The sequence below is a fragment of the Eubacterium ramulus ATCC 29099 genome (assembly GCF_000469345.1).
GTDB classification, from domain to species: domain Bacteria; phylum Bacillota; class Clostridia; order Lachnospirales; family Lachnospiraceae; genus Eubacterium_I; species Eubacterium_I ramulus.
In genome coordinates, this window is record NZ_KI271135.1 from 74473 (window position 1) to 95372 (window position 20900).

17 protein-coding genes are annotated in these 20900 nt (G+C 42.3%); 1 reads left to right on the forward strand and 16 read right to left on the reverse strand.

The window, feature by feature from the left end:
• Position 1: 1 nt before the first annotated feature.
• The 9 genes from folP to HMPREF0373_RS09725 form a co-directional block, all read right to left on the reverse strand.
• Positions 2-808 (reverse strand): dihydropteroate synthase, encoded by an 807-nt coding sequence (folP, locus tag HMPREF0373_RS09685; RefSeq protein ID WP_021739529.1) that lies wholly within the window; start codon positions 806-808, stop codon positions 2-4.
• Positions 809-914: 106 nt separating this feature from the next.
• Positions 915-1559: an HD domain-containing protein gene (locus HMPREF0373_RS16070; RefSeq protein WP_021739530.1), complete on the reverse strand. Its 645-nt coding sequence runs from the start codon at positions 1557-1559 to the stop codon at positions 915-917.
• Positions 1560-1637: 78 nt separating this feature from the next.
• Positions 1638-3017 (reverse strand): bifunctional folylpolyglutamate synthase/dihydrofolate synthase, encoded by a 1380-nt coding sequence (locus tag HMPREF0373_RS09695; RefSeq protein WP_044963759.1) that lies wholly within the window; start codon positions 3015-3017, stop codon positions 1638-1640.
• Positions 3014-3568, reverse strand: coding sequence for a 5-formyltetrahydrofolate cyclo-ligase (locus tag HMPREF0373_RS09700; protein ID WP_021739532.1), 555 nt, complete (start codon positions 3566-3568; stop codon positions 3014-3016). Before HMPREF0373_RS09700 ends, HMPREF0373_RS09695 begins: the two co-directional genes overlap by 4 nt.
• 205 nt (positions 3569-3773) lie before the next feature.
• Entirely contained in the window at positions 3774-4100 is a 327-nt protein-coding gene (locus HMPREF0373_RS09705) for a rhodanese-like domain-containing protein (protein WP_021739533.1), read from the reverse strand.
• A 121-nt stretch (positions 4101-4221) separates the two neighbouring features.
• Entirely contained in the window at positions 4222-5193 is a 972-nt protein-coding gene (locus tag HMPREF0373_RS09710; protein ID WP_021739534.1) for an alpha/beta fold hydrolase, read from the reverse strand.
• Positions 5194-5242: 49 nt separating this feature from the next.
• Positions 5243-6598: an MFS transporter gene (locus HMPREF0373_RS09715; RefSeq protein WP_021739535.1), complete on the reverse strand. Its 1356-nt coding sequence runs from the start codon at positions 6596-6598 to the stop codon at positions 5243-5245.
• Positions 6599-6612: 14 nt separating this feature from the next.
• Positions 6613-7299 (reverse strand): TetR/AcrR family transcriptional regulator, encoded by a 687-nt coding sequence (locus HMPREF0373_RS09720; RefSeq protein ID WP_021739536.1) that lies wholly within the window; start codon positions 7297-7299, stop codon positions 6613-6615.
• 187 nt (positions 7300-7486) lie between these two features.
• A complete protein-coding gene (locus HMPREF0373_RS09725; RefSeq protein ID WP_021739537.1) occupies positions 7487-9499 on the reverse strand; it encodes a sodium-translocating pyrophosphatase in 2013 nt (670 codons plus the stop codon).
• A gap of 437 nt (positions 9500-9936) precedes the next feature.
• On the opposite strand from HMPREF0373_RS09725, the gene HMPREF0373_RS09730 reads away from it, so the two are divergent.
• Positions 9937-11211, forward strand: a complete 1275-nt coding sequence (locus HMPREF0373_RS09730; RefSeq protein ID WP_044963761.1) for a M18 family aminopeptidase — start codon at positions 9937-9939, stop codon at positions 11209-11211.
• Between the two features lie 135 nt (positions 11212-11346).
• Here the strand turns inward: HMPREF0373_RS09730 and HMPREF0373_RS09735 are convergent, their stop codons facing one another.
• The 7 genes from HMPREF0373_RS09735 to HMPREF0373_RS09765 all read right to left on the reverse strand — a co-directional run bounded on the left by HMPREF0373_RS09735 (position 11347) and on the right by HMPREF0373_RS09765 (position 20816).
• A complete protein-coding gene (locus HMPREF0373_RS09735) occupies positions 11347-13587 on the reverse strand; it encodes a DNA gyrase/topoisomerase IV subunit A (RefSeq protein ID WP_021739539.1) in 2241 nt (746 codons plus the stop codon).
• A gap of 142 nt (positions 13588-13729) precedes the next feature.
• A complete protein-coding gene (locus tag HMPREF0373_RS09740) occupies positions 13730-15652 on the reverse strand; it encodes a DNA gyrase/topoisomerase IV subunit B (protein ID WP_044963764.1) in 1923 nt (640 codons plus the stop codon).
• Positions 15653-16182: 530 nt separating this feature from the next.
• Complete coding sequence (locus tag HMPREF0373_RS16075; RefSeq protein ID WP_021739541.1) at positions 16183-17238, reverse strand: DUF4349 domain-containing protein; 1056 nt, start codon at positions 17236-17238, stop codon at positions 16183-16185.
• A gap of 106 nt (positions 17239-17344) precedes the next feature.
• Entirely contained in the window at positions 17345-18277 is a 933-nt protein-coding gene (locus HMPREF0373_RS09750) for an immunoglobulin-like domain-containing protein (RefSeq protein ID WP_021739542.1), read from the reverse strand.
• 7 nt (positions 18278-18284) lie between these two features.
• Positions 18285-18824 (reverse strand): RNA polymerase sigma factor, encoded by a 540-nt coding sequence (locus HMPREF0373_RS16080; RefSeq protein ID WP_021739543.1) that lies wholly within the window; start codon positions 18822-18824, stop codon positions 18285-18287.
• 293 nt (positions 18825-19117) lie between these two features.
• On the reverse strand, positions 19118-19609 hold the full coding sequence (locus HMPREF0373_RS17775; protein ID WP_021739545.1) for a DUF6548 family protein: 492 nt from the start codon (positions 19607-19609) through the stop codon (positions 19118-19120).
• Between the two features lie 22 nt (positions 19610-19631).
• Positions 19632-20816, reverse strand: coding sequence for an iron-containing alcohol dehydrogenase (locus HMPREF0373_RS09765; protein ID WP_021739546.1), 1185 nt, complete (start codon positions 20814-20816; stop codon positions 19632-19634).
• Positions 20817-20900: the final 84 nt, after the last annotated feature.

Sequence of the window (20900 nt, forward strand, 5' to 3'; positions counted from 1 at the left end):
ATTACGCCTCCATAATCGCTTTTGTCATCTGAATTGCCTGTTTATTTGCCTTGATATCATGTACACGAACAAAGGCATAGCCCTGCTGTACCGCAAATACGGTTGTCACAGCGGTTCCCAGCGCACGGTCGGTCACAGGTGTATCGAGTGTCAGTCCGATCACCGATTTTCGCGATGTTCCAAGAAGCAGCGGATAACCAAGTGTTTTCAGTTTGTCCATATATTTGATGGTGATCAGATTCTGCTCATACGTCTTTCCAAAACCAACCCCGGGATCCAGAATGATTTTATCATCCGCAATGCCGGCTGCTTTTGCCAGTGTCACGCACTCTGCAGTTTCATCGTACCATTCCTTCAGGAAATCTGCATAATTGCTGTTGTCTCGGTTGTGCATCAGGCAGCATGCCACATCGCCTTTAGCGATTACTTCAGCCATCTTCGGATCATATTTTAATCCCCAGATATCATTGATCAGATCTGCACCTGCTGCAATTCCTGCTTCTGCCACTGCACTTTTGTAAGTATCCAGTGAAATCGGTACATCAAATCTGGATTTTACCGCTTCAATGATCGGCGTCACACGGTCAATTTCTTCCTGATCTGTAATTTGCACATGCCCCGGACGGGTGGATTCTCCGCCAATATCGATAATATCAGCGCCTTCTGCCAACATTTCCTCTGTATGGCGCAGTGCCGCATCCAGACAATTAAAATTACCGCCATCTGAGAATGAGTCCGGTGTCACATTCAAAATGCCCATTATATATGTCTCATGGTCTGTGTCAAAATTTTTCTTTCCTATTATCATTTTTTATTTTCCTTCTAAAACGCTATATTCGGTATGCTTTTTTCCATTTATTCTATATACCGAATATGTTTTTTATGTCAAAACCGTTCCGTTTTTCACTACACTTTTACCAGCAAATCGTCTGATTACGTTCTTCTTTCTTCCATTTACAGGAATCTGATGCTTCACAGAAAAAACAGTTTCTTGAAAGATGATCCGCCCGGCGAATATAGTATTCCATCCTAGAAAGCTCGCCATCCGTTTCTTCTCTCCCATGATGCACACCCACAATCTGCAAAGTCTCACGCATCCATTCCGACGGATATTCAATCTCTGTCAGCAATTTTTCTGCAATCCGCACACCGGCAACGCTGTGATGTTCCCCGGTCTCATACTGTGCCACTCTGCCAATATCATGCAACAGGCCAGTCACGTAAAACTGATCTTTTTTAGCCAGCATGTTATCTGCATTCAGGTATGGTTTCTCCGTATGGTCAGCATCGTCTGTTTGTAGATCTGTTATATATTGTCCTGCAATTTCAGCACGGTATTTCTGTTCACTGGCCTCTACTTTTGCTTCCTTTTTTTGCCGATAATCTTTCAAATGTGTCTTATATTCATCTTCCAGATACATCATCCATGCCATTCGGCAGACATCCAGCGCATGTGACAGTTCATGATGACAGTATATTCTGTCCTGTTCCATCTCCTGCACACGTTTCTGCAACTGCAAAAATTCCGGGTGTTTCAATAATTTTTCTGCAAATTTCATAAATCTTTCTTTTCCTATTTCTGTGCAACTGTTCTGATATTAACTCACATCAAATTATTTTTAGTAAATATATCTAATTTACTCATCTGATTTTTCACTCTCATATGCATTACGCACATCCCGCAGATACGACAGTGATCCAAAAGCCAGTATCATATCCTCTTTCTGCGCGTCCCGCAAAGCATATAATACCGCATCCTGAATATTTTCACAATATTGTGCATCAATATTTTGCCCGAAAAGTTGCTTTTCCAGTTCTTTACCGTCCAGCGCCCGGGGATTCTGAGGTGTCACAGTGTATACACGATCTCCAGGATGATACATCATCGTAATCATTTTTTCATAATCTTTGTCAGCCAGAACCCCCATAATATATACGATTCTTCGGTTCGAAAAACTTTCGTCCAGTGTTTTTCTCAACTTACGCACTGCGTCTTCATTATGCGCCCCATCCAGATAGAAATCCGGTCCCGTTCCGATTTGTTCCATACGACCGTGCCAAATGGTATGTGAAAGTCCTTGTTGAATCACAGTTTCTGTGATTTTCGGATACTTTTTCTGTAGAATCCGCAATGTATTTATCACACAGACTGCATTTTCTACCTGAAATGCACCGCAGAGGGAAAGTGTAACTGGAATACACAGAAAATCTTTTTCTGATTCTTCTTTCTGGATATTGTTTTTTACAGCATCCGGTGCAATACATACCTCATTGCTATTTCTCCTTGGTGCTTTCCATTCAAATGCATACCGACCATCTTTTTGCGTTATGTTCTGCACCTGCGTGATATCCGCAACAATCAACTCTGCCTGCATTTCTTCTGCTTTCTTCTTAATGACTTCCATTGCCTCCGGCTTTTGCTGCATGGTAACTACCGGCACCTGTGGTTTGATTATGCCGCTTTTTACAGTTGCGATCTCTGCCAGTGAATTCCCAAGAAAACGGATATGATCCATACTGATGGATGTCAGTACGCTGACCAGTGGCTTTTTGATCAGATTGGTTGCATCTGTCGCACCGCCCATTCCGACTTCAAGCAATGCCATGTCACAGTTTTCTTCATAAAACCATAAAAAGGCTGCCGCGGTTTCCACTTCAAACCGGGTAGGATGTGCCATTCCCTGTGCCACCAGTTTTTCACAGGCCGCTTTTACCCTTGTAAAAAGCTGTGCCAGCCGTCCTTTTTCTATATTTATGCCATTCATCTGAAACTCATCTTCATAAACAAATACATCCGGCGTACAGAATCTGCCCACGCGATATCCGGCTTCTGTCAAGACCTGGGAAAGCATAGCGCCCACAGAACCTTTTCCATTTGTCCCACCGATGTGTACCAGTGGGATTTTATCCTGTATATTGCCAAGTTCTGCCATCAGATTCTGAATACTGGTCAGCCCCAGCTGACTGCCGTATTTCTTTGTTTCTTCCAGGAAATCCATTGCGTCTATATAATTCATTGTCTTTTCCATACTCCTTTTTCTGTCACCAGATATTCCACAGGCAGATCATTTTCTTCCGTTGGCAGTTGATCCGCCACCTGCAGTTCATAAGCTACTCCTACTTTTACACAATCTGTTTTTCCTTCAAAAAACCGGTCATAGTAGCCTTTGCCATATCCCATACGGTTACCCTGACGGTCAAAAGCTACTCCCGGCACAAACACCAGAGCTTCTTCCCAGTCCACCGGATTTGTCTCCACCGGTTCCATTACATGAAATGTACCTTCCTTCAGTTGTGAAAAACTGCTGATTTCAAAATATCGCATGGTATCTCCAAATACTTTTGGAAACACAATTCGTTTCTGCTGCCGCCAGCCTTCTTCTATCACCGGACGGATATCCACTTCATTTCCAAGTGGCGCATACGCCAATATTCTTTCTGCCTGCTGAAACAAATTACTTGAGATGATGTTCTGACAGATTCGATCTGATTTTTCTTTTACTTCCATCTCGCTCATTTTATTTCGCAGCATCTTGTATTGTTTTCTGATTTCTTTCTTTTCCATCATTTACCATTTCTGTACCATATCGTTTTTCGTAAAGCGGACATTCGCAATCCACTTTACATGTCGCTAAATTATTAGTCAACCGTCTTTTGCATATTCCGCTAATTATAACGCAAATACGGCATAATATCAATTTGTTTTGATATTATGCGTATTTATTTTTCTGCATTCATTTGATTAACAAACGTCAATCGCCAAATTTCATATTTTATTTCATTTTCTTCAATGGACCTTCATGCTCTTCCATTCTTCCGCCTGGAATCGCATTTTCATATCCCATTTTCTTTAATTTTTTTGCTGCCTTTTTCGGTTCATTATCATAGCTTCCAACGATATAAATCTTTTTCTCCTTATCCGGAACACGTTTTTCGATCAGTTCTAACTGCGTCATTGGAATATTGATGCTTCCGCTGATATACCCGCGTTTATATACATCTTTGGCACGAATATCGATCAGTACTGCATTTTTATCTGTTCTAGACTCATTAATGGCATCATTTACCGTTAAAACCTTAAATCGATCAAAAATCCCCATTTTCTATTTCTCCTTCACCTTATCTTTTCTTTTATGCCCGTTATCTGCCATACCTTTTTTACGTGCAGAATCCGATTACATGTAGAACAGTATATAACCGACCATAAAATCTGGCAAGCTTTTATTTCTGAAGAAACGCTAAAATCTTATTGATATACTTGTCCATCGTCTCATCATTGCTGCTGTATGTCTCATGTTTTGTTTCTGACAGATACAGGTATTCACATTCAGCTATACCATGTTTTTTAATCTTATCAGCAAACTTCTGTATTTGACTTGTCCACACATAATCGTCCTGTTCTGCCTGAATGATCAACATCGGTGCCGTATACTTTTTCCACGCATGACGCATCAGATACGTGTTCATCTTTGCAGCATTCGACAGCCAGCTATAAGATGCCGCACAGGTCTGCATCTCTTTTGTCGCTTTTCTGCGTTCGTTAAAGCGGGTAAATCTCGGTTTTGATGTAGATGCACTTGTCTCAAATGTTTCACTCGCTTCATATGGTTTCTGTCCAAGCACATAATGTTCTGCTTTTCCGATCAGGCACTGGAGCGTTGACACCGACGCAGAAATTCCCCACGGAACATTTGCAGTATGTGGTCGGATCATCGGAGAATTTAAAATCACATGTTGAAACCACTCCGGCTTCCAGGACACTGCAATGGCTCCGATTGCCCCTCCCATCGAATGGGCAAACAAGTTTAACGGCAAATTCGGATATTCTTTTTTTGCCATCTGACAAATTTTCAGAAAATCTCTGATATAACGTTTCCATGTATCAATATGTACCAGAGAAGAATCTTTCGTCAGGCGATAACTCCATCCATGTCCGCAATGTTCCGGCAGCCACACATGATAACCGGCCTGTAAAAAGTAATAGACCAGTTCATCATATTTCGGATAGGATTCCGTAAATCCATGACAGATCACAATCACACCTTTTGGCATGTCTGCCTGGTAACGTAAAACATGCAGTTTCCCGACTGCATCATAACTGTCTGTATATCCGCTTATGCATCGTTGTTTCAGATATGGTTCTACCGTCGTCTTCATAGTCTCATCATATTTTACTTCCTGTATAATTTCCATATTGTCAGTCCTTCGTATCCTGTCTTTTGCCCTTCCCTGTTACAAACAATTACTTTCCGCTGATAATCCCGTTAATTCTTTTTTCATTATAAAACGCAAGAATAATACCGCCAACACAGCAAAATACTGCTGCTCCAAATGCTGCGATCCGATAACCGGTTCCGTTTCCCACTTCAATCGTAGAAACAGCTGTAAAAATCAGCATGGAAAGGCTCTGCCCAAGTTTAAATGCAAAGGTTCTTGCTGCATAAAACATGCCTTCCCGGTTGCTTCCGGAAGTTATAGCATCACTCTGTGCGATATCTGCAACGACTGCCTGCGGGAGAATTCCGAAAATTGCCATCGGCAGCGCTGCTACAACCATAAGAATCAGTCCCTGTACGTTTTCCGGTATCAAAGAAATTTTTCCCATAAAACCGGTATAAAAATAAGCCAGACTGAATACCACAAATGCAAACAGAATCATCTTTTTCTTTCCGATCTTCGGTGTCAGCTTATTAACCGGTATGTAAAACACCAGAGATAATGCAGTCATTCCGACAAAATAAATTGTTGTCATTGTCTCCGGAAGACGCAACAGACTGGTAACGAAAAACGGAAGCCCTGTCTGGAACATTGTCAACGCAATCCAGTAAAAAATATCTGATCCGACAAATTTGCGAAATTCCCCATTTTTAAATGTTTCCACAAGAGAACGAAATGCTGATTCTTTTGCCGGAACCGTATTGACATAATCTTTTTCCCGGATACAGAACACCGGAACAAGCATGCAGATAAATGCAATCACTGCCATAATCGTAAAAGTCACACGGATTGCACCGACTCTTCCAAATGCCGGAATAAACATGCCCCAGATGGTCGGTGCCAGATAAGCAACTGCTGTTCCCGCAATAAATGTAAAGGAAATCACAGTGGAAATATTCAGCCGTTCCTGCTGCGTATGTCCAAGCTCCGGAATCAACGCATTGTACGGTGTACAATATGCCGTAATTGATAAATAGTATGCCAGAATCATGACCAGTAAAAATACTGCGTTAATTCGGCTGTTTTTATTCACCGGTGACCAGAATACAAGCACGGTTGAAAGTGCCAGTGGCAAAGATGCCCATTTCAAAAATGGGATTCTTCGCCCATGTTTCGATGTACAACGGTCAGATAACGATGCGATCATCGGATCTGTAAACGCATCAAAAATCCGTCCAAACGCGGTAATTCCCCCGATAATAGTAAAGATTCCAAAGACTACCAATCCCTGCGGAATAAATACCGTCTGTCCCTGACTGATAGCTACCTGATCCGGCTGATAAAAGTATACCAGCCAGTTTGAAATAATTCCCGACAACATTGCCCAGCCAAACTGACCTGCTGCAAACTGCCATATTTTTGCCGTTGATAATTTTTTCATAATACCGTCTCCTTCTATTTTTTATCCAAAGAATTCTGCTGTAATCCCCTCAAAATCACTCCTGTCATCACCTGAAGCTGTACGTTTCCTTCCACAATCCGATCAGAAGTCAAAATATCTCCTCCCACTGCCAGTTTTTCCATCAATGACAACAGTGTATGGGTCAGTGAAAAATACATTTCATCTACTGAACAGACAAAAGCAAGACTTCCATCTTCCAATCCTGTTTCCAGTGCATTTGTCACATATGGTTTCAACTTCAAAATGCCATCTTCGTAATCAGACAGACCTTCTTGGGAAATCTCATATTTTTTTACAAACACATCAAATTCCTGTAAAAATTTCAAAAATGCTTTCTCTTCTTCAAAAATCCGGCAGAAAGTATGTAAAATCTGTTCCAAACGCTGATAACCGCTCCACATCTTTAAAGAAACAGATTCCGCTCTTTCCAGCTCTGTCAGATATTTTCCTGCTACCTGTTCCCAGTAGTGTCCCGCAGTCTCAATCACCAGTTCGATTTTCGTAGAAAAATAACGATATACCGTCGCAGCCCCCACACCGGCATGCTTCGCAATTTCTTCTATTGAAGTGTCTTCGATACATTTTTTCTCAAACAAGGTCATCGATGCCGTCAGAATCTGCTTTCTTTTCTGCTGTGCCTGTCGCTCTCTTGTGCTGAGTACTATTTTATCTCCACTCATATGTTTATCACCTTCTTTTTATGATAGTAATACTATCACTTTTATCATTATCTTACAATATATTTCCTGTCAAACAAAAAGAGAACCTCCGGTTCCTGTCTGAAACAGGAACCGGAGGTTCTCTTTTCTTATATTTATTTCATCAAACAAATATGAACATTCTTCGTCAACGATCTATTTTCTTATCTTAGAAAATTAACAGTCCACCAACCTGTAAGAACAGTGGGGCGAATACTAATGACACGATTGTCATCAGTTTAATCAGGATGTTGATGGAAGGACCTGATGTATCCTTGAACGGATCACCTACAGTATCACCAACAACGGCTGCTTTGTGCGGCTCGCTTCCTTTTCCACCATGATTTCCACCCTCGATGAATTTCTTAGCATTATCCCATGCTCCACCGGCGTTAGCCATAAAGATAGCCATCATAACACCAGTAACCAGAGCACCTGCAAGCAGTCCGCCAAGAGCTTCTGTACCAAGCAGAAGACCAACGACAATCGGAACAATGATTGCCAGAACACCCGGAACGATCATCTCTTTTAAGGATGCCTGTGTAGAAATACCTACGCAAGTCTTGTAATCCGGTTTGCTTGTTCCCTCAAGGATTCCTTTGTCAGATCTAAACTGACGACGAACTTCTTCGATCATCTTGTAAGCAGCTTTGGAAACTGCTTCCATTGTGATGGATGAGAACAGGAATGGTAACATGGCACCGATGAACAGACCAGCGATAACAACCGGGTTCAGGATACTGATACCGGACTCCATCAGATCAACTGCTTCTGCATAACTTACGAAAAGTGCAAGAGCTGTCAGAGCTGCAGAACCGATAGCAAAACCTTTACCAATAGCTGCTGTTGTGTTACCTACAGAATCCAGAGAGTCTGTGATGTCACGAACGCTCTCGTCCAGACCGGACATCTCTGCGATACCACCAGCGTTATCTGCGATCGGACCGTATGCATCAACGGCTACTGTACTTCCTGTTGTGGCAAGCATACCTACGGCTGCAAGTGCGATACCGTATACACCAGCCATCATGAAAGCTACGATAATTGCAACTGCGATCAGAACAACCGGTAATGCACAGGACTGCATACCAACTGCAAGACCACTGATGATGTTTGTAGCGGAGCCTGTCTCAGACTGATCTGCGATCTTCTGTACATGTCTATAATGATCAGATGTATACCACTCTGTGATTTTACCGATCAGCAGACCAACAATCAGACCTGCAACGATTGCAACAAACGGTTTCATAGAACCAAGCATAACGTGGGAAAGAATTGCAGCGAGCACGATTGTGATCACATAAGAAACATTCTCACCAGTGTTCAGTGCTTTCTGCGGATTAACACCATCTTTACCACGTACAAAGAAAATACCGATGATAGAAGCGATGATTCCGACTGCAGAAAGTACTAACGGATAGAAAGCTGCTCCAATGGTTCCTGCTGCTCCGATATAAGATGTAGATGCTGCAATACCAAGTGTGATTGCAGAAATGATAGAACCTACATATGACTCAAAAAGGTCAGCTCCCATACCGGCAACGTCACCTACGTTGTCACCTACGTTATCAGCGATAACAGCCGGGTTACGAGGATCATCTTCCGGAATACCAGCTTCTACTTTACCAACAAGGTCAGCTCCTACGTCAGCAGCTTTCGTATAGATACCACCACCAACACGGGCAAATAAAGCAACGAAAGAAGCACCAAGACTGAAGCCGAACAGGATGGATGAGTTTCCTGTCAGTACATAAATGATGCTGACACCAAACAGACCAAGTCCAACTACACAAAGTCCCATAACTGCACCGCCACGGAATGCAACGGATAAAGCAGCTGCCATACCTTTCTCTTTTGCAGCATTCGCAGTTCTGACGTTTGCTCTTGTAGCAACTGTCATACCACAGAAACCTGCAATAATAGAGAAAAACGCTCCGATTAAGAAACATAAAGCTGTTGTCCAGCCAATTGCAAATCCTACTGCCACAAATACAATGACAATAATGATTGCAAGAATTTTGTACTCAGCGAATAAGAACGCACGAGCACCTTCATGGATTGCTGCTGCAATTTCTTTCATACGGTCTGTACCTTCAGACTGTTTTTTTACATTGGCAGCTAATCCTGCGGCAACCAATAAAGCGATGATGCCGATGATTGGAATAATAATAGTCCAAGTCATGATGTATTAACTCTCCCTTCGATAGTCATAAAGTATGTCCTTATATTCATACTTCATTGTGAATAGCCAATCCCTGCATCTTTCATATTTCATGCCATACATTCTTATTTCGTGTTAAAAATGATGCCACGACTATAAAAGCCTGCAAAAATTGTCTAGGCATTATACTAGCATATGCAAAACGGGCTTGTCAACGATTGTTATGCAATTATCAATCTATTCTGTGCAAATTCAACCATTATATCTTTGATTACGTCATTCTTTTCGTCATTATTCCATGTGTTTTTTCCATTTTTTTCTACATTTTTTCAAGAATCACTATTTTTCAGAACAAATCAGATGCAATTTCATTTTCCATAAATCGATGTTTTATGATACAATAATGCATGGCATTATTAATGCTTTTTTACTAATTATATTATTCGAGGTGAATGTTTATGCAGTCAAATATCGCAACAGAATTAATACAGTTTATAAAGACAAGTCCATCTGCTTTTCATGCAGTAGCCACAATGAAAAAAGAGTTTCTGGCAAATGGTTTTACCGCTCTGGCAGAAAATGAGCGCTGGAATCTGAAAGCCGGCGGACAGTATTTTATCACACGCAATGACTCATCCATCATTGCTTTTTCTATTCCGGAAAATGGATTTCACGGTATGCGCATCATGGCTAGCCACAGTGACTCTCCTTCCTTTAAAATTAAGGAAAATCCAGAAATGGAAGTGGAAAAACACTATATCAAACTCAATGTAGAACGCTACGGCGGCATGATTTTTGCGCCTTGGTTTGACCGTCCGCTTTCCGTAGCCGGACGTCTGATCATCAAAAATCCATCTACCGGAACACTCGAAAGCAGACTGGTCAATGTAGACCGTGATCTGGTCATGATTCCAAACCTGGCCATCCATATGAATCGTGAAGTAAACAGCGGCTACAAATATAATGCGCAGAAAGACATGCTTCCACTCTACGGCATGAGTACAGCAAAAGACACCTTTATGGAAACAGTTGCTGGCGCAGCTCATGTATCCACTGATGACATTCTCGGACACGATCTCTTCTTATATAATAGAGAATCAGCCAGCATCTGGGGAGCTGATGAAGAATTCATCTCTGCTCCACAGCTTGATGATCTACAATGTGCATTTTCATCCATGAAAGGCTTCTTGTACGGAGAAAAAAACAATTATCTGGCTCTACATTGTGTATTTGATAACGAAGAAGTGGGAAGTGGTACCAAGCAGGGCGCTGCATCTACTTTTTTACGTGATACCCTGCAGCGTATCCACGAAGTATTAGGCTACGACTGTGAGGATTATCGCATTCATCTGGCTAACAGCCTGATGTTCTCTGCAGATAATGCACATGCGGTCCATCCGAACCACACCGATATGGCAGACCCGACAAACCGCCCGTACCTGAATGGTGGTATTGTGATTAAATTCAATGCAAACCAGAAATATTGTACCGATGCAGTATCCGCAGCAATGTTTCGCGATATCTGCAAACAGGCAGATGTACCGGTACAGACGTTCACAAATCGTTCCGATATCGCAGGCGGATCCACACTGGGCAATATTTCCAATACACAGGTCGCACTCAATACAGTGGATATCGGATTACCTCAGCTGGCCATGCATTCACCATATGAGACAGCCGGAGTGAAAGATACCGAATATCTCATACGGGCTGCACAGGAATTTTTCTGTTAGCAAAAGTATATTTTTCACATTACACAGCAAAAATACCGATTTCTCATCATCATCGAGAAATCGGTATTTTATTTACAACATGCTCGAGTATAAAACACACACTTTTTTCTATTGTTGTATCGAATTCGCTATATATTACTTCTTCACACCACGCGTATCACGGTTCGCGATTCTTAGCCGGTTCAGATGCACGGCTTTCTCTTTTATCATAATAATCTCTTCTTTTTCATTGTTCAGCTGCCATACATCCGTCAGCAGTTCCCCATCACCAAGCCGCATGCCCCGGACACCGACAGCGCCTTTTTTCTTTTCCGGAATATCTTCGGTTGCAAAGCGAAGGAAATAGTTTTTCTGTGACCGGAGTACTAATGTTGTCTCCAGTTCTGCGACTGCCAGATACAGGATTTTGTCTCCTTCCTGCAATTTTGTAGCTGCAGTGGTTCGTTTTGAAACATCAAATTCGCTGCCTGCCACCAGTTTGCACATAGACTGTTCTGTCACAAAAAGCAGCTTCTTGTCCATGATAGATTCCAGTGCTGTAATGTATACAATATTTTCTGTGCTGCTGTCATAATTACTGATATTATCCACCGGGATTCCCTTATCGCGGAATTTACCATATGGAATATCTGACACTTTTACCAGATGCAGCTGCCCGTCATCGGTAAACAGACAGATTTTCCCGTCACTCATACAAGGAACAATCTGCTTATTTTCACTGTCTGCCGCTTCTTTGTTGCGCTCGTAAACAGAATTGTCCACGGTCTTTACATATCCAAAACGATCCATCAACAATACAACCGGAACTGCCTCAATCTCTTTTTCTTTGTATACAGCAGCTTTTCCGTTTTCTATTACAGTCAGGCGCGGATGTGCAAATTCTTTTTTCAATGCTTTCAGTTCCCTGATAATGACTTTAGCCATGACCGAACGGCTTCCAAGAATTTCCTCATACCGTGCAATGTTTTTCAATGTTTCCTCATGCTCTGCCATCAGTGCTTCTATTTCGAGTCCGATCAGCTTGTACAGACGCATTTCCAGGATTGCGGTAGCCTGACGCTCAGAAAAATGAAGCATGGAAGCGGTTTTTTCGGAAAGTTTGGACTTGAATTTGATTCCTTCTGTTTCTCCGGTGATCAGGCACTTTTTCGCCTGTTTGATATTTTTACTTCCACGCAGGATTTCGATGATCAAATCAATGACATCGCAAGCCTTGATCAGACCTTCCTGAATCTCACACTTATCCTGTTCCTTTTTCAGCAGGGTTGTATACTTGCGGGTTGCAAGTTCATACTGGAACTGTACGTTGTGGCGAATCACGGATACTAGTCCCATAGTTTCCGGTTTTCCATTAGCTACTGCCAGTATATTTACGCCAAAAGTATCTTCCAGTCGTGTCTTCTTATATAAGAGGTTACACAGATTCTGCGCATCAGCGCCTTTTTTCAGTTCAATGACAATACGAATGCCTGCTTTAGAGGACTGATTGGAAATATCCACGATATCGGATGTTTTTTTCGTTTCAACCAGACTGTATACATCATTCAGGAATTTACCGATATTTGCTCCGATCATGGTGTATGGAATCTCAGTGATAACGATACGTTCTTTTCCACCCTTCATCGGCTCAATCTCTACTTTTCCGCGCAGTTTGATCTTTCCATTTCCGGATTCGTAAATGGAAACCAGTTCATCTTTATTAATAACGATTCCACCGGTCGGGAAATCCGGTCCCGGAATATATTCCATTATTTCTTCTGTGGTAATATCCGGATTTTTCATATAGGCAATCACACCGTCAATGACTTCACCAAGGTTATGCGGTGGTATGCTGGTTGCCATACCAACCGCAATTCCTTCTGCACCATTGATCAGAATGTTCGGTACTTTTACCGGAAGTACGGAAGGTTCTTTCTCTGTCGCATCAAAGTTCGGGATAAAATCTACCACATCTTTATCTAAATCTGCCAGATATGCCTGCTGTGTGATTTTCTGCAGACGTGCCTCGGTATAACGCATTGCTGCGGCTCCGTCACCCTCTATGGATCCAAAGTTTCCATGCCCATCCACCAGCGGCATACCGTATTTGAAGTCCTGCGCCATCACGACCAAGGCTCCGTAAATGGAACTGTCACCATGAGGATGATATTTACCCATGGTGTCACCGACAATACGCGCACACTTACGATACGGGCGGTCATAACGGATGCCCAGTTCATGCATATCGTACAGAGTTCTGCGCTGCACCGGCTTTAATCCGTCCCGCACATCCGGCAAGGCTCTGGCAATGATAACACTCATTGCATAGTCAATATATGATTTCTGCATGATCTCCGAATACTCGGTCCGGATGATCTGCTCTCTGTTTTCTGCCATGTTTTTCTCCTACAATCACTATTCAGGATTCACCTGCAAATCCTGATCCGGATCAGACTAATACTCTTTTTTTCTGATCCGGATTTTTCTACTCTATTCGTTCATAGAATAATTATATCATTTACTTACATTACTTTCCTTATTAGATATCCAGCTCTGCATCATTGGCATGCTCATAAATAAACGCTTTTCGCGGCGGTACATCCGTACCCATTAGCATTTCTGTCACATCCGATGCCATACGTCCATCCTCGATCTCTACTTTTTTCAGCATACGTGTCTCCGGGTCCAGTGTGGTCTCCCAGAGCTGTTCTGCATCCATCTCACCCAGACCTTTGTAACGCTGCAATGTGAAACTTCCAGTGTGCGTCTTGCGGTAACGCTCCAGAGCTGCATCATCATAGAGATACTCTTCTTTTCCCTTTGACGGAATCACTTTATAAAGTGGCGGCATGGCAATGTATACATGCCCCTCAAAAATCAGTTCCGGCATAAAACGATAGAATAATGTCAGAAGCAGTGTGGAAATATGCGCACCATCCACATCGGCATCTGCCATAATAACAATCTTATCATAACGCAATTTGGAAATATCGAAATCGTTGCCGTATCCCTCGGAAAAACCGCATCCAAACGCATTGATCATGGTCTTGATCTCCGCATTGGCCAGCACTTTATCAATACTTGCTTTCTCAACATTCAAAATTTTTCCACGGATTGGAAGAATCGCCTGGAAATTACGATCACGGGCGGTCTTTGCGGAACCACCGGCAGAATCTCCCTCGACGATGAAAATCTCACATTTGGAAGCATCCCTGCTCTCACAGTTTGCCAGTTTTCCGTTGGAATCAAAAGAAAATTTCTGTTTCGTCAGCAGATTTGTTTTTGCCTTTTCCTCTGTCTTGCGAATCTTTGCTGCTTTTTCCGCACAGGAAAGCACTGTTTTTAAGGTCTCCAGATTTTTATCAAAAAACAGCTGGATCTCGTCACCGGTAACTTTTGCTGTAATACGGGAGGCATCCTGATTATCCAGTTTTGTCTTGGTCTGTCCCTCAAAACGCGGATCCGGATGCTTAATGGAAATAACCGCGGTCATACCGTTACGCACATCTGCACCGGTAAAATTTGCATCTTTTTCTTTTAAAATTCCAAGCTGGCGAGCGTACTGATTCATTACCGTTGTAAAAATCGTCTTGAATCCAGTGATATGGGTACCGCCTTCCGCATTGTAAATATTGTTACAGAAGCCAAGAATATTTTCATGAAACTCATTGGTATACTGAAATGCCGCTTCCACGGTGATATCTTCGCTCTCACCCTTGAAATAAACCACGTCATGCAGCACTTCTGCCTTTTTATTCAGATCACGGACAAATCCGATGATTCCTTCTTCTTCATGATAAACAATGTGTTCCGGCTCCTCACCACGCAGATCTTCGTAAATAATCGTCAACTTCGGATTCAGATATGCTGTCTCATGCAGACGGCTTTTTACCTCATCCTCTTTGAATCTTGTTTTTTCAAAAATCTCCGGATCCGGAAGAAAATTAATCTTTGTTCCGGTCTTTTTTGTCTTTCCGATCACCGGAAGCAAACCATTCACCAGCGGTTCTACTGCCACACCACGCTCATACCGGTCATGATGGATCGCACCGTCCCGGCTGATCTGCACATCCAGATACGTGGACAGTGCATTTACAACCGAAGAACCCACACCATGCAATCCGCCGCTTGTCTTATATACAGAATCGTCAAATTTTCCTCCTGCGTGCAATGTAGAAAACACAAGTCTTGCCGCCGGAACTCCTTTTTCATGCATTCCCACCGGAATACCACGGCCATTATCCTCTACTGTACAGGAACCGTCCGCTTCCAGCGTCACTTTAATCTCGCTGCAGGCTCCTGCCAGATGCTCATCCACTGCATTATCCACAATCTCATAGATCAGATGGTTTAACCCCTTACGTGAAACACTTCCGATGTACATACCGGGACGCTTGCGCACTGCTTCCAGCCCTTCCAGCACGGAAATACTTCCCGCATCATATGTTACTTTATCTGCCATTCTCTCACCCTTTCCATTGTAATTCGTTCCTATCATTCACCGGTTCCATATCATCAGTCCGTTCCCATACGAATCAAGAAAACACACTGTTTTTGTGTACCAGGTTCGCTGTAACCAAAAATTAACTGCCAAAATATCCATTTTCATGCAGCAGAACTCTTTTCTGTGCTTCCGGATTCTCTTTCGGCAGCTATCCTTGTCTTTTTATCTCAGCCTGAGATAAACGCTCCGCGTGGATGCGCAGTGATTCTGAGATGAATATGTCAGCCTATGCTGACCAGAATCACGCATCAAGTCTCACGTGCGTTCGGCTTGAATTTGTTCACATTGTTTCACAACGATATACTTGGCAATGAACATTTGTTCACCAAAGTTTTTTTATTTTACCATAAAAATGGGAATCCTGCAAGGCGGATTCCCATTTTCAAGAATGTCCTCGACATTCTTGCTACGAGATGCACGTCATGTAATGCATGACATATTCTTCTGTGTATCTCTGCAAGCCTACACTCCGATTTAAATCAGTGTAATCACATTTTTTCAGAATCTGATTTCTGTTTCCCCTTTTTTCTGTCTTTTCTCTTTCGCAAAATCCTGCGAACTACCATAAAAGCTGCCACACACACGATCACAACCGGAACCAGGATCGGCAGACCTCCCAAAAAACCGATCAGGAAATTTTGAAATCCCTGCCCCATCCGATACAGATTATCATTCCATCTGGTATACACACGATCACCAAACGTTTTACCGGTAGTCGAACTTTCCCGTGTTACCTCGTACAGATCCAGATATATCGTACTATAATTGACCTGATTGTCGTATACACGAAGCTGGGACTCATAACTTTCAATCTCATAACGGACATCCGTGATCTGGGACTGAATGGACAGGATATCCGTCATAGAATCTGCCTGCTCCATCATGGTAAATAACGCATCCAGTTCCTCCCGCAATGCTCTGATATGTGTGTCCATATCGATATACTGCAGCGTGACATCCTCCGTGTTCTCACTGAAAGACCGTACGTTAGTGGTATCTTTTAATCCATTTACAAAATTATCCAACTGATCTGCCGGAATCCGCAGAACCAGATACGCATACCGCGTCATATCCATTCCATAGTTTCCGCCAATATCGGAATTTTCCACATAACCGCCGACACTCTTCGTTTTTTCCCGCACATCTGCTACCAATGTATCAAACTCGGTAGTCTCTGCTGACATATTGACCGTTTTGATCAGTTTCTGATCTGTGTTAACCCCTTCCACCTGTTCAAATTCTGTTCCGGTCGTATCCGTTCCCTGTTCTCCGGAGTCCTGTACACTTTGTTCCACGGTATCGTCTGTATTTACTGTTGCTTCTGTGACACCACCTTCAGCCGTTGTTTCCGCACTGACTTTTTTCTGACTTTCTGCCTGAAAAGTTCCAAAACCACTTTCACTGTGATTTGTGGCACTGCTGTCTGCACTTGACTGCGCGCTTTTTCCACATCCGATTGTGGACAGCATACATCCAACTAACAGCATACAAAGTATCCATTTTCCAAAAACAGAACATTTTCCCGCTTTTTTCTTTTCTCTCATAATTCTTCTCCTCCCGCAATCACTGCTGTTATCTGACATCAAATTCGATCCGAATTGGCTCTAGCTGTTATCTGACATCAAATTCGATCTGAATTGGCTGTAGCTGTTATCTGACATCAAATTCAATCTGAATTAGCTGTACATACTGGTCGCCACCATCGATATTTCCAATGGAAATATTTTTCTGCAGGCGATAATGCCCTGCCCCAAGAGAACCATATACATTTGCCCAGTCCACATACCAGTCAAACCAATTCTGTTTATCCCCTGACTTCACAAAATGTAAAATATCGTAACATGCGATTTCATACTGCTTTTGACACTCCATCCATGTATCTGTCGTCTCATCATAAACTTCTATACCTTCGTAATCATCTCCAAAACTAATATCTTCATCGCCGTTATTTGTCAATCTTACTTTCAGGGATGTTGGTGTCACTTCCAGCACTTTTATATCCACATTCTGTGCAAGCATCCCCGTAGATGCTGATGCGTCTTCCTCTGTGCCCGCCGAATCCTGACTGCTTTCTGTTTCTTTCTTATCCTCATTTAAAACATTAGATTCATTCTCCTGCGTATCCGAAGCATCCACGTTTCCACTTATTGTATCAGCATAATCTGACTTTCCCATTTCAGGGCTTTCCTCCTGGCTTGCCGTTTCTGTTTTGCCAGTTAAAGCAGAGGATTCCTTCTGCGACATTTTCAAATTTCCACGCAGCCCGACCCAGCTTCCGCCTGCCACAACCACACATACAATGCATGCGGCTGCCACACGGGTCCATCGCCGCCCACGTGCTTTCTTTTTCTGCTGTTCTTCCGCCTGTTTTCCCTGTTTTAAAATAAACTGCATTTTTTCAATAAACGGCTTTGAAAATGCATGCTGTCCTTCTCGTTCCAGCTTTTTCTGTACCTGGTTCGTTTCTTCCTGCATGCAGTCTGCCAATGCCCGTTTTAGTACTTCATCTGCGCCCCGCACTTTTTTTCGTTTTTTATAAATATACTCGCTTTTCTCTGATTTTCCCTGATTTCGTCTGTTCACTGTGCCATCACTCCTCTCTCAGAAGATTTTGCAATTTTTTCCGTGCCCGGAAAATCCGCACATTCACCACTTTTGGTGTTACGCCAAGCAGATCAGCAATCTCCCTGTCGGAAAGTTCATGCAAATATTTGAACTCAAATACCACACGATAAATCTCATCCAATTTCTGAATGGCCTGCAAAATGCGTTCATAACTTTCCTTCACCAGATACTGATCCAGCACATCTTCACCGAAAACCTCTGCTTCCTGTTTTGGGGAAGCCTCTTTCTCTTCCATGATTCCCTGACGCTTTCTCCATAGATCCGTTGCTTTATTTTTTACAATTGTTGCCAGAAAATTCCGCGTTGCTGCAGATTCCACACAGCCAACCTTGTCTATGTGATGCGTCAGTGCCAGAAATGTCTCCTGTACTGCATCTTCTGCCAGATGGTCATCCTGTAGCCTTTCACATGCCAAATACCACAAAAAATAACGATATTTATGATAAAGCTGAACAAATTTGGACCGGTCCTCATCGCTGTCCAGCATGATTAAAAACAAAAGCATAACGTTTCCTCCCCGTTATTTACATACATTCTCGAAATCTTTTAAACAAAGATTCGAAAACCCATTTACAGATATCCGTAGTAAAAAGATTGTGATTTATCTCTTATATATATAATAACGGAAAAAGCCTGTCGTTTACTACAGAATTTTCCATTTTCATAATATTTTTTTACAAAAGATGTTATCCTAAAACACAAAATAGGTAAAAACGAAAAAAATACCTTGTCCATTCAAAACCATAGACAAGGTACTAAAATGTCATAAAAATATATCGATATATCTCTGAGAAAAATTTATAATATGACTTTAAAAAACAGGAATATAACTATCACTGCAATTATAGTGCCCCAAACGAACACTCCACACCTGTGAGATTCCTGTGAAAATCTACTGTGCTTTCCTTTTTGTTGTGAATCGTCACACTGCCGCGATGCCGATTTCCCCCCTGATGATGAATGAGTCTTTCTGTTTGACCTGATTGTTTTTCGATATAAAGCCAGCGGATCACTTGTAGACATCATCCGAGTATAAAAATTATTTATCCATTGTATATCATCACGGTTACACATGTTTGTTTCCGTACATCCCGGTTCATGCACAATTTGATTTCTCACCCAACGATAATGTTTTAATTGCTTCAAATCCTCATTCCAACTTTTAACATAACACGAACCAACAGGTGTATTAATCATTTCATCAATATATAATGAGACACCATGCTTATCGCCGTACATCTCATTGCATAATTTTTCAAGCTTCTTATAAGAATCAATAAAATTCATCATTTACTCCGTACTAACTGAGTTTTTAGACATCATACGCCATACGGAACACTTCCAATATGTCATCGTATGCCAGTTCTTTGTAACCGATCAGTGTACGTGTTTTCCCTCTGGAGCACTTAAACGCCAGCATCTCCAAATCTGTTTCTTTCACACCAAGCATTTTCAAATTTGTTGGCATTCCAATAGATGCATAAAATGCTTCCTGCATGTTAATGGCCGTCTCAATGGTTTTCTCCGGGTGTTCAAAATCCACATCTACATTCCATACATTCTGTGCATACTGTAACCAGCGGTTGATGTTTGCCTTGTATACATAACGTGCCCAACTGCACCAGAGTGCTGCCAAGCCAGCTCCGTGTGCCACCTGTGTATACATTCCGGAAACCTCATGCTCTAATTGGTGAACAACAAGCTGAGTCTTTCGTCCACATCCTGTCAGACCATTATGAGCCAGTGAAGATGCCCACATCATATTTGCACGCGCTTCATAATTTTCCGGATCTGCCAGACAGTCTTTTCCGGCTTTCATCACATTTTTGATCACTGCTTCTGCAATGGCATCCGTCAGATAAGTATCTTCGCCCGGGCAGAAATAACGCTCAATCGTATGCATTGCAATATCCACGATACCGCAGGCGGTCTGATATGGACTTACCGTATAGGTCAGTTCCGGATTTTCAACAGCAAAATCCATACGGTTGCAGCTGCATCCATAGCCTCGTTTTTCGTTTGTTTCCGTATTTGTAATAACACAGGAATTGGACATTTCAGAACCGGCTGCTGCCAGTGTCAGGATTGCTCCCTTATGTAATGTTTTCTGTGGTACACATTTTCCCAGCGAAAAATCCCACACGTCAATATCCGGATTTGCCACACCGTTTGCAATATCTTTAGAAGAATCCAGTACAGAACCACCACCAACGGCTAATACAAAATCAACGCCTTCCCGCTGACAGAGTGCGATTCCTTCCCTCACCAGCTTCAGTTCCGGATTGGCTGTCACACCGCCAAGTTCCACATAAGCGATGCCTTCTGCTTCCAACGCTTTTTCCACGCGGTCCAACAGTCCGCTTTTTCTGGCAGACTGACCGCCAAAATGAACCAGCACTTTCTTCGGTGTAAATCCGGCAATGATTTTTCCTACGTTTTGTTCTTCACCTTTTCCAAAATAAACTTTCGTGGGTGTTTCATATACAAAGTTTTCCATACCATTCTACCTCCAGCAAACATTTACTTGTGTTGCTACTACTTTATAACAATCCGTAAAAATGTTCAACCAATCCTTCGATAT

Excerpts from the sequence above, each read along its gene's own strand:
- HMPREF0373_RS16070 (WP_021739530.1), bottom strand. The coding sequence starts at position 1,559 with ATGAAATTTGCAGAAAAATTATTGAAACACCCGGAATTTTTGCAGTTG.
- HMPREF0373_RS09735 (WP_021739539.1), bottom strand. The coding sequence starts at position 13,587 with ATGGCAGAAAACAGAGAGCAGATCATCCGGACCGAGTATTCGGAGATC.
- HMPREF0373_RS16080 (WP_021739543.1), bottom strand. The coding sequence starts at position 18,824 with ATGCTTTTGTTTTTAATCATGCTGGACAGCGATGAGGACCGGTCCAAA.
- HMPREF0373_RS09765 (WP_021739546.1), bottom strand. The coding sequence starts at position 20,816 with ATGGAAAACTTTGTATATGAAACACCCACGAAAGTTTATTTTGGAAAA.
- HMPREF0373_RS09740 (WP_044963764.1), bottom strand. The coding sequence starts at position 15,652 with ATGGCAGATAAAGTAACATATGATGCGGGAAGTATTTCCGTGCTGGAA.
- HMPREF0373_RS09725 (WP_021739537.1), bottom strand. The coding sequence starts at position 9,499 with ATGACTTGGACTATTATTATTCCAATCATCGGCATCATCGCTTTATTG.
- HMPREF0373_RS09720 (WP_021739536.1), bottom strand. The coding sequence starts at position 7,299 with ATGAGTGGAGATAAAATAGTACTCAGCACAAGAGAGCGACAGGCACAG.
- HMPREF0373_RS09715 (WP_021739535.1), bottom strand. The coding sequence starts at position 6,598 with ATGAAAAAATTATCAACGGCAAAAATATGGCAGTTTGCAGCAGGTCAG.
- HMPREF0373_RS09710 (WP_021739534.1), bottom strand. The coding sequence starts at position 5,193 with ATGGAAATTATACAGGAAGTAAAATATGATGAGACTATGAAGACGACG.
- HMPREF0373_RS16075 (WP_021739541.1), bottom strand. The coding sequence starts at position 17,238 with ATGAGAGAAAAGAAAAAAGCGGGAAAATGTTCTGTTTTTGGAAAATGG.
- HMPREF0373_RS09730 (WP_044963761.1), top strand. The coding sequence starts at position 9,937 with ATGCAGTCAAATATCGCAACAGAATTAATACAGTTTATAAAGACAAGT.
- HMPREF0373_RS09700 (WP_021739532.1), bottom strand. The coding sequence starts at position 3,568 with ATGATGGAAAAGAAAGAAATCAGAAAACAATACAAGATGCTGCGAAAT.
- HMPREF0373_RS09695 (WP_044963759.1), bottom strand. The coding sequence starts at position 3,017 with ATGAATTATATAGACGCAATGGATTTCCTGGAAGAAACAAAGAAATAC.
- HMPREF0373_RS09705 (WP_021739533.1), bottom strand. The coding sequence starts at position 4,100 with ATGGGGATTTTTGATCGATTTAAGGTTTTAACGGTAAATGATGCCATT.
- HMPREF0373_RS17775 (WP_021739545.1), bottom strand. The coding sequence starts at position 19,609 with ATGATGAATTTTATTGATTCTTATAAGAAGCTTGAAAAATTATGCAAT.
- folP (WP_021739529.1), bottom strand. The coding sequence starts at position 808 with ATGATAATAGGAAAGAAAAATTTTGACACAGACCATGAGACATATATA.